The organism is Mycoplasma sp. 11548, from assembly GCF_055523555.1.
Map to the genome: position 1 here is coordinate 1,065,966 of NZ_JBVFVF010000001.1, position 17,660 is coordinate 1,083,625.

At 33.1% G+C, this 17,660-nt stretch carries 9 protein-coding genes and 2 rRNA genes; 2 read left to right on the forward strand and 9 right to left on the reverse strand.

Translation table 4 applies throughout. From position 1 onward, the window contains the following. Positions 1–144: 144 nt before the first annotated feature. The 9 genes from AC0B4K_RS04410 to eno all read right to left on the reverse strand — a co-directional run bounded on the left by AC0B4K_RS04410 (position 145) and on the right by eno (position 15,656). Positions 145–3,034: ribosomal RNA gene (locus AC0B4K_RS04410) — 23S ribosomal RNA — on the reverse strand. A 289-nt stretch (positions 3,035–3,323) separates the two neighbouring features. After that, positions 3,324–4,832, reverse strand: a 16S ribosomal RNA gene (locus tag AC0B4K_RS04415). Together the 16S and 23S rRNA genes form the textbook arrangement of a ribosomal RNA operon. Positions 4,833–5,085: 253 nt before the next feature. Next, a complete protein-coding gene (locus AC0B4K_RS04420) occupies positions 5,086–5,919 on the reverse strand; it encodes a TIGR00282 family metallophosphoesterase (RefSeq protein WP_465103951.1) in 834 nt (277 codons plus the stop codon). A gap of 52 nt (positions 5,920–5,971) precedes the next feature. Next, positions 5,972–6,973 carry a recombinase RecA gene (gene recA / locus AC0B4K_RS04425; protein ID WP_465101973.1) on the reverse strand — a complete coding sequence of 334 codons (1,002 nt, stop codon included), beginning with the start codon at positions 6,971–6,973 and terminating at the stop codon, positions 5,972–5,974. A 56-nt stretch (positions 6,974–7,029) separates the two neighbouring features. After that, entirely contained in the window at positions 7,030–7,713 is a 684-nt protein-coding gene (locus AC0B4K_RS04430; protein WP_465103952.1) for a ribonuclease HIII, read from the reverse strand. Continuing rightward, entirely contained in the window at positions 7,713–8,615 is a 903-nt protein-coding gene (locus tag AC0B4K_RS04435) for a Cof-type HAD-IIB family hydrolase (protein ID WP_465101975.1), read from the reverse strand. Before AC0B4K_RS04435 ends, AC0B4K_RS04430 begins: the two co-directional genes overlap by 1 nt. Before the next feature lie 143 nt (positions 8,616–8,758). Continuing rightward, entirely contained in the window at positions 8,759–13,093 is a 4,335-nt protein-coding gene (locus AC0B4K_RS04440; protein ID WP_465103953.1) for a PolC-type DNA polymerase III, read from the reverse strand. Between the two features lie 8 nt (positions 13,094–13,101). Next, the gene (locus AC0B4K_RS04445) at positions 13,102–14,169 is read right to left on the reverse strand and encodes a phosphatidate cytidylyltransferase (RefSeq protein ID WP_465101854.1); all 1,068 of its coding nucleotides are present in this window, start codon (positions 14,167–14,169) and stop codon (positions 13,102–13,104) included. A 125-nt stretch (positions 14,170–14,294) separates the two neighbouring features. Next, positions 14,295–15,656 (reverse strand): phosphopyruvate hydratase, encoded by a 1,362-nt coding sequence (gene eno, locus AC0B4K_RS04450; protein WP_465103954.1) that lies wholly within the window; start codon positions 15,654–15,656, stop codon positions 14,295–14,297. 442 nt (positions 15,657–16,098) lie between these two features. On the opposite strand from eno, the gene AC0B4K_RS04455 reads away from it, so the two are divergent. Further along, positions 16,099–17,112, forward strand: a complete 1,014-nt coding sequence (locus AC0B4K_RS04455; RefSeq protein WP_465103955.1) for a transposase family protein — start codon at positions 16,099–16,101, stop codon at positions 17,110–17,112. Further along, positions 17,081–17,380, forward strand: a complete 300-nt coding sequence (locus AC0B4K_RS04460) for a hypothetical protein (protein ID WP_465103956.1) — start codon at positions 17,081–17,083, stop codon at positions 17,378–17,380. The genes AC0B4K_RS04455 and AC0B4K_RS04460 overlap by 32 nt, the downstream gene beginning before the upstream one ends. Positions 17,381–17,660: the final 280 nt, after the last annotated feature.

A 17,660-nucleotide genomic window follows, 5' to 3' on the forward strand; every position in this document is an offset into this window, starting at 1 on the left:
TAGTCCATTTAATAAAATATTTTAGTTTAACAAACAAATTAACTTTTTAACCTTTTAACAAAAAACTCCCCTCTGGGGAGTTTTTACTTATTCTCTGAAAACTGAACAGTAAAGTAATTTATTAAAATGTCATGAATACATTTAACTTTTAAACCTATCAATTTATTAGTAATGGTCAGCTGAATGTATTACTACACTTACACTTCCATCCTATCAACCTCGTAGTCTACAAGGAATTTCAAGGGAATACTTATCTTTGAGGAGGCTTCCCACTTAGATGCTTTCAGCGGTTATCCCTTCCGTACTTAGCTACCCAGCTATGCTCCTGGCGGAACAACTGGAACACCAGCGGTACGTCCACTCCGGTCCTCTCGTACTAAGAGCAGCTCTCATCAATATTCCAACGCCCACATCAGATAGGGACCGAACTGTCTCACGACGTTCTGAACCCAGCTCGCGTACCGCTTTAATTGGCGAACAGCCAAACCCTTGGAACCGACTCCAGCTCCAGGATGCGATGAGCCGACATCGAGGTGCCAAACCTTGCCGTCGATGTGATCTCTTGGGCAAGATAAGCCTGTTATCCCCAGGGTAACTTTTATCCGTTGAGCGACTGCCGTTCCATGACGTACAGCCGGATCACTAAGTCCTGCTTTCGCACCTGCTCGACTTGTAGGTCTCGCAGTCAAGCACACTTCTACCTTTGCGCTCTACATACGGTTTCTGACCGTATTGAGTGTACCTTTGAACGCCTCCGTTACCTTTTAGGAGGCGACCGCCCCAGTCAAACTACCCACCACGCACTGTCTCCCCGCCGGATAACGGCGGCAGGTTAGAAACTCAACATACCAAGGGTGGTATTTCAAGGTCGACTCCTTCAAGGCTAGCGCCTTGATCTCACTGTCTCCCACCTATCCTACACATGTTAGGCCAAGTTTCAATACGAAGTTGTAGTAAAGCTCCATGGGGTCTTTTCGTCTTGATGCGGGTACCCAGCGTTTTCACTGGGACCATAATTTCACCGAGTCCAATGTTGAGACAGTTGAGAGATCATTACGCCTTTCGTGCAGGTCAGTATTTAGCCGACAAGGAATTTCGCTACCTTAGGACCGTTATAGTTACGGCCGCCGTTCACCCGGGCTTCATTTCAACGCTTCGCATTAAGCTAACGCATCCACTTAACCTTCGGGCACTGGGCAGGCTTCACCCCCTATACATCACCTTGCGGTTTAGCAGAGAGCTGTGTTTTTGATAAACAGTTGCCCCTCACAATTTACTGTGGCCAACGGTTTAATGTTGGCACCCCTTATCGCGAACTTACGGGGTTAATTTGCAGAGTTCCTTAACATTGGTTTTCTCGCTCGCCTTAGAATACTCATCTTGGGAACGTGTGTCCGTTCTCGGTACAGGTACCCTGTTATTTAAACGTTTAGAAGCTTTTCTTGGAAGTATGAAATCACACAATTCAGGCCAAAGCCTTATGCATCGTAGCTCCCGGTTGTAGAATACGCATTTAACTATATTCACCAGTCACTACTTACCCCTAAATCCATTAATAGGTAGTGTTATCCTTCTCCGTCACTCCATCACTATAACAAGGCAGTACAGGAATATTAACCTGTTATCCATCAGATACGCTTTTCAGCCTCTCCTTAGGTCCTGACTAACCCTGGGTGGACGAACCTTCCCCAGGAAACCTTTCCCAATAGGCGTCGTAGATTCTCACTACGAATCGTTACTCATACCGGCATTCTCACTTCTTAACGCTCCACCAGTCCTCACGGTCTGACTTCGTTGCATTAAGAACGCTCCTCTAACGTACTTTCGTACCCGTGGCTTCGGTATTATGTTTTACTCCCGTTACATTATTGGCGCAAGATCTCTTGACTAGTGAGCTATTACGCACTCTTTAAAGGGTGGCTGCTTCTAAGCCAACCTCCTAGTTGTTTATGAAATCTCACAACCTTTCTGACTTAACATAATTTTGGGACCTTAGCCGACGATCTGGGTTGTTGCCCTCGCGAGCCGGGACGTTAGCACCCCGGTTCCGACTGCATGACAATACACAATGGTATTCGGAGTTTGATTATAGTCAGTACCGCTAGGCGCGGCCATTCCATATTCAGTGCTCTACCACCAAAGTTTAACATCACACGCTAGCCCTAAAGCTATTTCGAGGAGAACCAGCTATCTCCAAGTTCGATTGGAATTTCTCCGCTATTCACAAGTCATCCGGGCACTTTTCAGCGTACTACGGTTCGGCCCTCCACTTGGTATTACCCAAGCTTCAGCCTGCTCATGAATAGATCACCTGGTTTCGGGTATATGTCAACATACTAAACGCCCTATTAAGACTCGATTTCTCTACGGCTCCGCTTTTTTCCGCTTAACCTCGCATGTTAACATAACTCGCCGGTCCATACTGCAAGATGTACGCCATCAGCCATTAACGGCCTCTGACTAATTGTAAGTAAGTGGTTTCAGAATCTATTTCACTCCCCTCCCGGGGTTCTTTTCACCTTTCCCTCACGGTACTAGTTCACTATCGGTGTCTGGTTAGTATTTAGCCTTACCGGATGGTCCCGGCAGATTCAGACAGGGTTTCACGTGCCCCGCCCTACTCAGGATGCTATCAAAAGTTTTTGCTATTTCGCATACGGGAGTATCACCCTCTATGCTAAAGTTTCCCAACTTTTTCTGCTATAACAAAAATTTGTAACTTTATGTAGATAGTCCTACAACCCCACCCTAAGGTGGTTTGGGCTCTTCCACTTTCGCTCGCCGCTACTAATGGAATCATATTTTATTTTCTTTTCCTGTTGCTACTAAGATGTTTCAGTTCACAACGTGTCTCGCAATCAAGACTATTTTATTCATCTTGAAGCAGTTAGACATTACTCTAACTAGGTTTCCCCATTCGGAAATCCCCGTATCGTAGCTCATATCCAGCTCCACGAGGCTTATCGCAGGTAATCACGTCCTTCATCGACTTCCAGACCCAAGGCATCCACCACTCACTCTTACTTATTTAAAAGTTCAATATTTACCTATTGTTGTTGATGTATTCAAAGACATTTTAATAAATTATTCATAAAATAATTACTCGGTTATCCAAAACAAATTGACTAATTTATTTTTTGATGTCGTTGTTATATTAATTTATCTTTACTATTCAGTTTTCAAAGAACAAAATGAGAGAAGTTCTCTCAAAACTAGATATACATGTTGGGTTATCTCAACCATGACATTAAATAAGAAATGATAACCATATCATAAATTGGTAATTGTTACTAAAATGAATTGTAACTTAATGTACTCCGTAGAAAGGAGGTAATCCATCCCCACGTTCTCGTAGGGATACCTTGTTACGACTTCACCCCAGTCACCGGCCCTGCCTTAGGCAGTTGTCTCCGTAGTTAACAAAACCGACTTCGGGCATTACCAGCTCCCATGGTGTGACGGGCGGTGTGTACAAGACCCGAGAACGTATTCACCGTAGCGTAGCTGATCTACGATTACTAGCGATTCCGACTTCATGTAGTCGAGTTGCAGACTACAATCCGAACTGAGAATAGTTTTTTGAGATTTGCTTGATGTCACCATTTTGCGTCTCTTTGTACTATCCATTGTAGCACGTGTGTTGCCCCACTCGTAAGAGGCATGATGATTTGACGTCGTCCCCACCTTCCTCCCAATTACTCGGGCAGTCTCCCTAGAAAATTAACTAAGGATAAGGGTTGCGCTCGTTGCAGGACTTAACCGAACATCTCACGACACGAGCTGACGACAACCATGCACCATCTGTCATTCTGTTAGCCTCCACTATATCTCTATAGCTTTGCAGAAGATGTCAAGAGTGGGTAAGGTTCTACGCGTATCTTCAAATTAAACCACATGCTCCACCGCTTGTGCGGATCCCCGTCAATTCCTTTAAGTTTCACTCTTGCGAGCATACTACTCAGGCGGATGATTTAATGCGTTAGCTGCGCCAATAGATTTTCTATCAGCTAATCATCATCGTTTACAGCGTGGACTACCAGGGTATCTAATCCTGTTTGCTCCCCACGCTTTCGTCTCTCAGTGTCAATATGTGCCCAGTTAGCTGCCTTCGCCAAATTGGTGTTCTTCCTAATATCTACGCATTTCACCGCTTCACTAGGAATTCCGCTAACCTCTACACAATTCTAGCATGCCAGTATCCAACGCAATTTGGGGTTGAGCCCCAAGTTTTCACGCCAGACTTAACATACAACCTACAGACGCTTTACGCCCAATAATTCCGGATAACGCTTGCAACCTATGTATTACCGCGGCTGCTGGCACATAGTTAGCCGTTGCTTTCTGACAAGGTACCGTCAAGGCACTAGCATTTCCTCTAATGCTTTTTCTTCCCTTATAACAGCAGTTTACAACCCGAAGGCCGTCATCCTGCACGCTGTGTCGCTCCATCAGACTTTCGTCCATTGTGGAAAATTCCCTACTGCTGCCTCCCGTAGGAGTCTGGGCCGTATCTCAGTCCCAGTGTGGCGGATCAGTCTCTCAACCCCGCTAAACATCATCGCCTTGGTAAGCCATTACCTTACCAACTAGCTAATGTTCCGCACCCCAATCTCTTAGTGAAGCTTTAAGGCTCCTTTTATATATAATTCATGCGAACTATATAAGTATCCGGTATTAGCGATAATTTCTCACCGTTATCCCAATCTAAGAGGTATGTTAAGTACGTGTTACTCACCCATTCGCCGCTAAGTTCTAAAAGAACTCCGCTCGACATGCATGTATTAGGCACACAGCCAGCGTTCATCCTGAGCCAGGATCAAACTCTCGAAAAAATTGACTGTCATGTTTTGTGTGTATATCTAGTTTTCAAAGAACTTCATGCTGCTTTTTCAAAAAGCGCAAGATAATTATAGTACAAAAAAATAAAAACCAAAATATTTTTTTATTTTTTTGTTGGGTTGTTTTTTTAGTGATATTTAAAAAATATAATAATTCATTGAATTGTTATAAAAACCAAAAAATTTTTAATATAATCAAACTATATATATTGTTTTATTATTAAGAGAATTAATTATGAATAATAATTTAATAAATCTTTAAATTAAATAAATTTACTTTTTTAATTTTGTTTTGTTTATTTATTAATCCTTTTTTATACAAAGTTAATAAAACAGCATTAAATTGTGTGTTATTGGAACTAACATAAAACTTATCTCTTGAATCAGGATTAATAATCTTATTTTTTACTTCTTCAACTCTAGCACCAATTGCACTATCAATTGGCCCTGTCATTCCTGCATCTGTTATATAAAGTGTTCCGTGTGGAAGTAAATGATCATCATTTGTTTGAACGTGTGTATGAGTTCCTAAAACTGCATCAACCTTCCCATCAACATGTAACGCAAAAATATATTTTTCACTTGTGGTTTCGCCGTGAAAATCAATTATATGAAAATCTGACGGTTGTGCTTCATATAATAATTCATCCACAGCAGTAATAAAATTACTGGCACTATTTTCAAGCCATGGATGTCTTAGTTCGTTAAAAGTCTGCCCCATCATTGAAGTAATTCTTAAAGTAAATCCTTTAACATTTACTATTTGGCTGCCAAGTCCTGGATATTTGCTAATCACATTATACGGCCTAACTATATTGCTATTATTTATAATATTATATATATCTAAATTAGCTCAAACATGATTACCCATAGTAAAAAAATCAACACCAGTTTTACAAAGGCGGTTATAGTCATTTTCGTTAAGTCCTTTGCGACCTGTGATATTCTCTCCTTGCGCTATAACATAATCCACATTATGTTGTTTTTTTATTTTGTGTAAAAATTTTTCAACGGTAACAATTCCTGGCAAACCAAAAATATCCCCAATAAATAAGACCTTAAGACTTTTCTTTTTTTTCATGTTAATAATCATAATACAATTAAATAAAAATAAAAAAGAGAATTTCTCTTTTTTATTTATCTGCTTTGATTTGTTCTAAAGAAGCTAGTATTTTATCCATTATTTCTTGATTTTCTTTAATATAGTCTTTAGCATTTTTCTTACCCTGGGCCACGTTATTGCCTTCATAACTATACCAAGCACCTTTTTTGTCGAAAATTTTATTATCAACAGCAATATCTACTAATTCACCATATTTATCAATTCCCTCATTAAAGGAAAGTTCTGTTTGAGCACTTTTATATGGTGGAGCTAACTTATTTTTAATAATTTTAAACTTCACTTCATTACCTGAGATTTCTTTGTCTCCTGAAATTTGTGTTCCTTTACGTACTTCAATTCGAATGCTTGCATAAAACTTTAATGCTCTTCCGCCTGGTGTGGTTTCTGGATTTCCAAAAATTACCCCTACTTTTTCTCTAAGTTGATTAATAAAAATAATTGTTGTTTTATTTTTGTTTAAATTACCAGTAATTTTTCGCAATGCTTTAGACATTAAACGGGCTTGTGCACCAATTTGTTGATCATTCATTTCCCCGTTTAATTCAGCAAGTGGGACTAAAGCCGCAACACTATCAACGACTATAAGATCTATATTTCCAAGCCTTGCTAAAATATCAACAATTTCTAAGGCTTGTTCACCGGAATCGGGTTGGGATAAAATTAAATTATCAGTATTTACACCAAGTTTACTTGCAAACACTGCATCAATTGAATGTTCTGCATCAATGAAGGCTGCAATTCCACCACGCTTTTGCACCTCTGCAATTGCATGTAATGATAAAGTAGTTTTTCCCGAACCTTCTGGTCCATAAATTTCAATAATTCGCCCTTTAGGATAGCCGCCAATTCCTAAAATTTTATCAAGGATGTAACTACCACTATGGAATGTATCAACAGTAATATCGTTGACATCACCAAGAAGCATAATTGATTCTTTTCCAAATTTCTTTTCAATTTGTGTAATTGCTGTTTTTATAATTGATTTGTTTAAGTTTGTTGTTTCTTCGGCCATTTTTCCTCCGAAGTATCGTTAAATTTATGTATTACGTAAAACCAAAAAAGAACAAATTAAATTTTAAAATTTGTTTTAGCAACTTTGCATAAAGCAAGGTCCCCATGGTTTTTTTTAAACTCTAATACTTTTTCTTTCACCGCTTTGCTCGCTCCAAAGGGAAAAGAAAAATTTCAATCCTTATTTTGCTTTTCCATATATTCTAAAAGGTAATAGCGAGCCAAAATAGATGCACAGGCCACTGACAAATATTTTTGTTCAGCTTTTTGAGTTAAATATATCTGATTATATTTATTATATAAGTTATTAAAATCATCAATAAAACTAAATCGCTGAGCATAACGATCAATTGATTTAGTTGTCGAGTATTGATCAACCACAATTTCTTTATTTGCAATTTGATATTTTTTTTCAAAATTTAAAATTGCATTGGTATGAATAAAAAATTTAAGTTCATTAGCATTAAATTTTTTAGTAACCATTGTATTATAACCTTGTTGTGATAAGACATAGAAAGAGTGTGGTACTTTTAATTTTAATTCCTTGCCTATTTCTTTTATTTTTCTATTTGTTAGTAACTTGGAATCTTTAACTCCAAGTTCTTTTGCTCATTGATGCATTTCCTGTGGCAAAAAAGCACAGCAAGCAACTAAAGGAGTAAAGTAATCCCCTACTCCCGTTTCATCAATACCTAAAATATTAGAAGATAAAATTTCTTCATTTAATTGAAGAAATTTCACTACTCTTCCTCAAATTGTCTAATTCTTTTTCTTTTTTCTGTTGCTTTTTGAATTTCTGCTTCTGGGTTATCTAAAAACTTGTTGATGTATCACCCAACCCCACCATCTTTATTTGTTTTATTAATTCTAACATTCGCATATCTTTTAACATCTTTTGATGCATTTCCCATAGCGACTGAGACATTGGCTATTTTAAACATCGGAACATCATTAAATCCATCTCCAAGAGCAACAATGTTTTCTGTTTTTATATCATAATATCTAGTTAAAACACTTAATGCCTTTCCTTTATTAGCCACAATATTAGTAATATCAAAGACTGGGCTTAAACCTTCTCCTTTTGATCAATATGAAAATTCAGCTAAATCACCATATCTTGCTTTAAGATAACATCTTAAAGCTTCAACATCTGTGTCTTTTCGTACATCAAATAAAATACCTGTAGGCATTAAAGGAATTTTATAAAAATCTAAACCAAACTTTAATTTTGGTGCTGATGAAAAACCAAAAACTTTCTCTAAATCTTCATCACGTTTTTCTAGCTGCACTCAGTCAGGTCCTTCAATTGCAATATTAGTAATTTCTTTTTGGACTTTTTCATCACCTAAAATATATAAAGCTTCATTTAGGTTTAAATATTTAATATGTGGAATAAAAGATTTATCACAAGGATTATGGATGTGAGCTCCATTAAAGTTAGAAACAACAGTGTCCAGCCCTAAAGTTTCATAGATACGTTGTGTACTTCTTCATGGTCTTCCGGTTAAAATACATACAATATGACCTTCATTTTTAGCTCTTTTAATAGCAGCCATTGTTAAGTCATGTATTTCCCCAGTAGCACTTGAAAAAAGTGTTGTGCCATCTAAATCTATGGCAAATAAATATTTTTCTTTTTGCATAATTTTCTCCAAAGATAAATAACCACCCATCACAATTAAGCAATAAGGTGTTTGCTATATTATAACATAATATATAAAAAACAAAATCCAACTGCATTAAACTTTGACTCTGCCTTTTATAGTTAAATAACATTTAGTTAAACTTAAAAAAGCGACATTTGATCTCTTTCGCTTAGTCCCTCTAAAACCCCTAGGCGATCAATTTCGGCAAATAATGTTGCATTAACTCCACTACGCTTTTTAAAATCTTCCTTGGTTTGGAATTGCATTTGATCTCTAGCTTGCACTATTTTTTTAGCTACTGATTCTCCTAATCCCTTAATTGCACTAAAAGGTGCAATTAATGAATTTTTTTCATAATCAATTACTCATTCGGATTCTAAAGATTTATTTAAATCAATATTTAAAAATCCGTATCCTCTTGCATACATTTCCCTTGCTATTTCAAGAGTAGCGTATAGGTTGCGCTCATTAACTGTTTTTTCTTTTTTGCCTCTTAATTCATCAATTTTGTGAAGCACTTTATATTGTTCGCCTAAAATTTCAATATCAAATTCACTAAGTCTCGTTGTAAAGAATGTTGCATAATATTCTAATGGTTTATAAAGTTTAAACCATGCTATTCTCCAAGCCATCAAAACATAGGCAGTTGCATGTGCTCTTGGGAACATATATTTAATTAAATTCATACTTTTAATAGATCATTCAGGAATATTTTTACTTCGCAATAATTCTTCGTCCACGCTACTTAACCCCTTACTTTTACGTACATTTTCCATAATATTAAATGAATCTAAGTTTGAAACACCATGCTTGATTAAAAAATGCATAATATCGTCACGACATGAAATAACATCTGAAAGTTTCATTTTCTCTTTCGTAATTAATTCTTCCGCATTACCACTTCAAACATCTGTACCGTGTGACAGGCCAGAAATAGCAATTAAATCAGCAAAACTTTGTGGCTTAGCTTGTGTTAACATTCTACGCACAAAATCAGTGCCAAATTCTGGAATTCCATGTGCTCCAGTTTTCTCACCTCCAATATCTTCAGGTCCAATATTTAATTCCTTTGGTGATGTAAATAATGACATAACTTTTGGATCTTTTGATGGAATATCTTTTTTAACATCTAAACCGGTTAATCTTTCAAGCATTCGAATTGCAGTAGGATCAACGTGACCAAGTAAATCCAATTTTAAAACATTATCATGAATTGCATGGAAATCAAAATGCGTTGTTTTCCAATCGCTATCTTCATCGTTAGCCGGAAAGTTAATAGGGGTAAAATCTTCAACATCTAACTCTTTAGGAATAATAATAATCCCGCCAGGGTGTTGACCTGTTGTTCGTTTTACATCGATTATTTTTGAAGAAACATAATCGATGTAATCAGGTGTATAATTTCAATTATAATCCTCAACTGCTGCCTTAACATATCCATAGGCAGTTTTTTCTTGAATACTTGAAATAGTTCCGGCTCTAAAAGTACTATTTTTGCCAAATAAATTTCTTACTTCAGCATGGATAATAGGTTGATAATCTCCTGAAAAGTTTAAATCAATATCAGGAACTTTATCAGCATTAAAGCCTAAAAATGTTTCAAAAGGTATTGAATGGCCATCTTTACCTAATAAAGTATTACAATTAGGGCAATTCTTATCATCTAAATCAAATCCAGATGATGTAGGTGGATTATCTACCATTTCAAAATATTTGCAATTAGCACAAATATAGTGAGGTTCAAGGGGATTAATCTCAGTTATACCTGATAAAGTAGCAACTAGCGAAGACCCAACTGAACCTCGACTTCCAACTAAATACCCATCATCGTTTGATTTCTTTACCAAAATATGTGATATTCAATAAATAACATGAAATCCATATTTAATAATTGGATCTAATTCCTTATTAATTCTTTGTAAAATGACCTCTGGTAAATCTTCACCGTATTTTTCTTTAGCAGTTTGAAATACTAACTCTGGTAATTTTTCTTTTGAATTATCAAATGTAGGAGTATATAACTTATCTTTAATTACTTGAATATTATCTTCAATTAATGAATCCAAGTAATTAGTATTTTTAACTACTATTTCATCAATTAAGTTTACATTTTCTAAAAAAGCAAATTTATCTTTCATTTCTTCAGTAGTTAAATAGCTTAGATCTGGTATTTCCAGTTTATATGCATCTTTATAACTAAATAAAAAGTGTGGGGTTCCTCCAATACCTTTAGAATAAACTAATGATTTGTAAAAAGTTTTATCTTCTGTATTTTCAAATCTAACGTCACCTATTGCAATTAATGTTTTATTTTTTGCTTTTGTTTTATTAACCAAATCTTTCAATAAGAAATTAATATCATCTTTTGAATATCCGCCAATTGAAGTTTTATGTAAAAAAGCATCAGGATGTGGCAATTCAATATAATCAAATTTTTCAATTAATTTATTTATTTCTGAATCTGATGAATATAATAAAGAATCAATTAAAGGGCTTTTTAGACCCCCAGATCCATATAGTAAATTATTTGTTCTAGGCAAGTCATCTCAAAATAATTTAGGACCATTAAAGTGCCTTTCAGTTGAAGCAAGTGAAACAAGTTTAAATAATTCTTTTAAACCCGCTTGATTTTTCGCTATTACACTTATCTGGCTATTACTCGTATTTATTTTTTTAAAATATTCAAAGCCATTTGGTAAATAATTATTTAAGGATACAAAATCATAAACACCTTGATTTTTTAGTTTTTCAAAAGCTTTTATTAAAGAATTAGCTAATACATATGCATCATAATCGGCACGGTGGGCCACATCTGAGTCATAATCAATACCCATGGCACTTGCAAAATCTCCAAGGCGGTGCTTTTTATTATCAGGTGACACACATCTTGAAATCATTAATGAATCAAGATACACAGTTTGAGGCGGATCAATATTAGACTCAATGAATTTTTGAACAATAAAATTCATATCAAATTTTGCATTATGTGCAATTGCTGTTCTATTATTCAAAATTTTATAAATTTTTGCAAGAGCTTCATCAAGTTCTAAACCTTGTTTCTTTAAAATCTCATCAGTGATTTTAGTTAATTCAATGGTAAATTCACTAAGTTTTTGTTTTGCTTTAATAAAGAATTGAATCTCTTCAACAATGCTACCTTTTTCTATAATAGTTGCACCAAATTCAATTATTTCTCCTAATTTTGGGGAAAGGTTTGTTGTTTCGATATCAAAAACAACATATGTTTCATCCATAATATTTTTATTATCAAATTCAGTTAAAAATATCATATTGTTTTTAGAAATGACATCAAAAGAAACACCATAAATTGGCTTAATCCCTGCTTTTTTTGCGGATAATGCAAACTTTGGATAAGCTTGACAGCTTGTTGAATCTAAAATTGCAACTGATTTATGTCCATATTTTTTAGCAATTTGTACAATTTGTTCAGCATCTAAAAGTCCATCCATTGCATTCATTTTGCTTTTAGTATTGAATTCAATTCGCTTTTCAATATCTAAATCATCTTTGAAATTTTCTTGATTCTTTTCAATTACTTCAATTTTATCAACTCTAACATTTTTTGATTTTTGAAATGAATTTGAATTATTGTTTTTTAAATTATAAATTCCCTGTACTTTTACATTATTTCCCACACTTATTAATTCAGGATTTTCTTCATTAGTTACAAAGTGAACTAATGAAGTAGCATCCTTTTCATTAGTAATTTTATATTTGTGGATTCTAGTGCCATTTCTTTCGTATAACTCATTTTTATAAATAGTTCCAGTAAATGTAACTGGTAAATTATCAAAATCATTATAGTCTTTAAGTTGATCTAACTCAATTAATCTGTAAGAGCGATTAAAATTGTTACTAAATTTATTTCGGGCATTTTTTTGAAATTCTTGTATATTTGTGCCTTGTTTCACAAATAAATCAAATTGTGAATTAATATAATCTTGATTAGTTTGAATATTTAGTTTTAAATCAAATTTGTCAAATAAAATTTCTACTTGCACGTTTCCCAGACCAAAACGTGGAAAATTGTTATTTAAAAAACTAACAGCATTTTTATATTCCAATTCATATTCACGATTCGTATATTTTAAAACTCATTTACTTTTATCATGACTATAATAAATATCATTTTGTTTATTAATTAATGGGTGAATATTTTTAAAATTGGCAAAAGCACCAAGAAAATGATAAATATAATCACGAAAAATCTCTTGCTCTTGATAGTAGTTTTGAACTTCATATGTTAGAGACGAAAATAAATGTCTGTTTTGTTCAATATGATAAACAAATTGCAAGAACTCTCGTATATCAGGAACTCTTTTCAGTAAAATCTTACCAGCTATTAATCCATTATCATTTCTAGCATCAATAATTGAGACATCTTCTAAAGTTATTAAAAAAGGTAATTTAATACCTTTGGCCAATCTATCAAATGCTCTATCACTATAATTCATAAAACCTCCTATAAAATCGCTGCTAAAATAAATAACAGTACAAATACAAATGCGATACTATCAATTCGATCTAACATTCCACCATGTCCTTTTAAAATCTTAGAAAAATCTTTAAGATCTAAGCGACGTTTTAAGTATGAAAAATATAAATCACCAGTTAATGCAAAAGCTGGCGCAAAGATTATAAAGTTTGCAATTCCAAGAATTTTAAGATGAAATCCAGTTGTTTTATAAATAAATATTATTCTACTAATTAAATCATTTGAAGAAGTATTTTCATTATTTTTGAAGATAAAATAGTAAAAAATTGAAAATGCAAAAATGGTAAATATCCCTGATAGGATTCCAGCAATTGCCCCTTCAATTGTTTTATTTGGGCTAATTGCTGGAGCAAGTTTTTTAACAAAGAATTTTCTTCCAAAGAACATGCCGCCAAAAAAACCTCCTATATCATGAGCAGCTGGCACTATAATACAAAGTAAAATATAATAAAGTCCATCTGGTATAAGATGTAATAATAGGTAAGTTCTAAATAATATCCATATAACTAAATAACTTGCTATAAATAATAAAATATTCTTAAAATAGTTTTTATATAATATTTGGTTTGGTGTTCTTTTTAATACTAATATTTTTATTAGTGGATATGAGAATAATGGTAATAATAAAATCAAAACAAGTAATGGAAAAAATCTAAAATCAAGGAAAAACAAATAAGGTAAAAAATCTATTGCAATATATTCTCCAATAATCTTGCCTTCTCCTTTTGCGGCATAATAATGAACGCCTCAAATAGGCAATGCAATTGCCATAAATAAAGCTTGAAGTAATGCTGCTTTTTTATCTTGTATAAAACCATTGGCAAGTTCATAACAAATTCAATAGCCCACACTTGTTATTAGTAAAATTGCAAGTATATATAGAGGAATATATATATTATCCTGTAAACTGTTCCCAGCCAAATAAAATACATAATGGTTAAACCCTAATAAAAAGATTAAGAAAATAACCATTATAATCGCTGGAATAATGCGAGTGTTAATTAATTTTTTTTTACTTTCACTTGTTCAATTCATACTAATATTATAATAAAAAAATAAAATAACTTTGTGAATAGTTATAATTATGAATAAATATTTGGACTATTCAACACAATTCATTAAAAAACATCTTGCTTTAAGCAAGATGTTTTAAATATTAACTATTTTTCTAAGTTATAAAATGATTTAGCACCTTGGAATTCTGCTGATGAGCATAATTCTTGTTCAATTGCTAATAGACGGTTGTATTTAGCAATACGGTCTGTTCTCGACATTGAACCAGTCTTAATTTGACCAGCATTCATAGCTACTGCAATATCTGCAATAGTAGTGTCTTCTGTTTCTCCTGAACGGTGCGAAACAACCGCTGTCATGTTTGCTTTTTGAGCCATTTGAATTGCATCAAAGGTTTCAGTTAATGAACCAATTTGGTTTACCTTAATTAAAATTGAGTTCATTGATTTTTCTTCAATAGCACGTTTTAAGATTGCTGTATTTGTAACTGTTAAATCATCACCAACGATTTGAACCTTGTGACCAACTTCTTTTGTGAATTTTTTAAAGCCTTCTCAATCACTTTCTGCAAAACCATCTTCGATTGAAATAATTGGGTATTTATCAATTAATCCTTTAAGGTATGTAATCATTTCGTCAGTAGTGTAAGATAGTTTAACATCTTTAAGTGATTCAAATCCTGGTTGTTTAGTTTCAATAGCTTTCTTTAATTTACCAAAAGTATAAACACCATTTTCATATAATTCACTTGATGCACAGTCCATTGCAATTGCAACAGCTTTTTCACCTGAAGTAGCTGGTACATAACCAGATACTTTAATAGCTTCAACTAAGAAATCTAAAGCTTCTTCATGTGATTTGAAGTTTGGAGCAAACCCACCTTCATCACCAACTTGAACACCGTGTCCATTCTTTTTAAGTAATTTAGCTAAATTGTGGAATACAAAGTTAGCCATTTGTAATGATTCTCTAAGTGATTTAGCTCCAACTGGCATAACCATGAATTCTTGAAAATCAATTGTGTTTGAAGCATGTTCTCCACCATTGATAACATTTAACATTGGAACTGGTAATTGGTGTGCATTAAACCCACCTAAGTATTTGTATAATGGTAAATCTAATTCATGAGCTGCTGCACGAGCTACAGCTAATGAAACTCCTAAAATAGCATTAGCACCTAATTTAGATTTTGTAGGTGTCCCATCTAATGAAATCATTAATTGGTCAATTTTACGTTGTTGAGTAACTTCATATCCAACAACTGCTGGTGCAATAATGTTATTAACATTGTCAACTGCTAACATAACACCTTTACCACCAAATCAGTTGTTTTCGTATTTTGATCCTTTATCTCTTAATTCAAGAGCTTCCCTAGATCCTGTTGATGCTCCTGAAGGAACCATAGCAGATCCGTATCCACCTAATTGTGTATAAACCTCTACTTGCACAGTAGGATTTCCACGTGAATCTAACACTTCACGTGCATGAATTTTTTTAATTGCTGACATTTTTCTCCTTGCTTATATTTAGTGTATTTATATATTATTGTTTGATTTGCTCAATTATACAATAAAACTAGTTATTTTATATAAATCTAATTAAATAATATTGATAATGTCTAATGACAACTATTTAGGCCCATATATAAATCCCACCGAAAGTGAACTAATTTAATTAAAATATGGTATAAATTATTTATGAGAATCAAACATAACATAGATAAGTACAAAAACTTAACAAACTACGAACTAAAAAAAACAGCAATCTCTCATATTAATTGCTGCTAATATTGAAAAATCTTTATCTCAACTTAGTTTAATTACAAACCTTAGTGTATCAACTGTAAAAAGATATAAAAAAATAATAAAAAGTAATCAAGAAATTGACATCAGTCATAAAAATAAAAATCAACAAAGAAGTTGCAAAGTTACAGATTCAGAAATTGAATTAGTGTTTAAAGATTATTTAAAAACATGTGAAATTATTTTAAATAGCATTCTAACAAATAACCAACTTTCGTTTAAAAGTTATTATTATTCAGAATATGGTTCTTTTATAAGGCAAAAAATTTCTTACAAAACTTTGGTAAGAAGATTCAACCAATTAGGATTATTTAATATACATACAACCAAAAGAGGAAGAAAAATAGCAAAATTATCAAAGAAGAAAACTTCACAAGAGACAACATTGCTATTAAAAAAATATTATAAACAAATTAAACAAAATGAAAAACAAAGACAAGTTTTGGGTCTAAAGAAAAATTTAGAATTTGGTGAAATTGTTGAAATCGATGCTCAGCTTGAACCATATTTAAAAAATAATAAACCATTCTATCTTTATCATGCAATTGATGTTGCCACTGGAACATTATTAGCAGCATGATTTGAAGAACAAGAAACAACATTAGGATATCAAAGACTGTTAGAAATAGTATTTAAGAAATATGGATTTCCAAAGAAAATTTATACTGATAAAAGAAGAACTTTTTGGGGAAACGAAAACGCACAAACAATTTTTGAAAAAGATTTAAATAAAAAAGGAATAGAAGTACTCAGTTCATCTAATCCCAAACATAAACCTCACGTTGAGAGATCTTTTAGAACATCATTAGATCAATACCCATTATTAATTCATGAAAACGGATATAAAGATATTAATGATTTAAAGCAAAATAACGAAGTATTTCAAAATTATTACAACACGAGGAATAAAAAAATAATTTCTAAACATAATGTCTTTCAAAAAGAAGGAAAGAAAAACGGCAATTGAGCCGTTGATTTAGAGATTAATAGAAAAGTTTTAAATGGTGTTGTTAGATACCAAGGTAAAAACCTTGCAGCTTTCGATATGCATGACAAAAGGATTATATTTCCTTATAATTCTGATGTTGTGTTAGTACATTCTTCTGATGATAATTTGTATTTTAAATATAATGGAAAAAAAATACTTTGCCAAAGAACCTAATGGAAAATATCTAAGCTTTACAGAAATGTGAGTTCTTGAGAAAGGTTTAGATTATTCTATCCCTGCCGTTGGAAAACTGGCATTTATCCATAAGAAAACAAACTCATTTTTTAAAACTCTTGAATTATACATCTCAAAGTTTAATAGTGTCTCTGTGAATGCACAAGGAAATAACCTTGAAGCCAATAAGATTATGGCTGAGTATTTAGAGATACTTCGAACATTACACAGAAGCATCAATGATGAAATAAAAATTGATGCATATTAATTTTAATATTTTTTAATAAAAAAACGAATAATAAAAATAGAAAACACGGGCACGTGTTTTCTGGAAGTTTTGCTTACTTTTTAAAAAGTAAGGCTCCCTTGATTGCAATCAAGGGCGGGGGGTTTAAAAATCTTTTTGTTTCATTTTGAAATTTTATAGTTAATTTAATAATATACATAATTATATCTTAATTTTTTAGACAGTAAAAACATCAAAAAATATATAAATTTTCCTGTCCAATGACAACTATTTAGGTCCATATATAAATCCCATGGAAAGT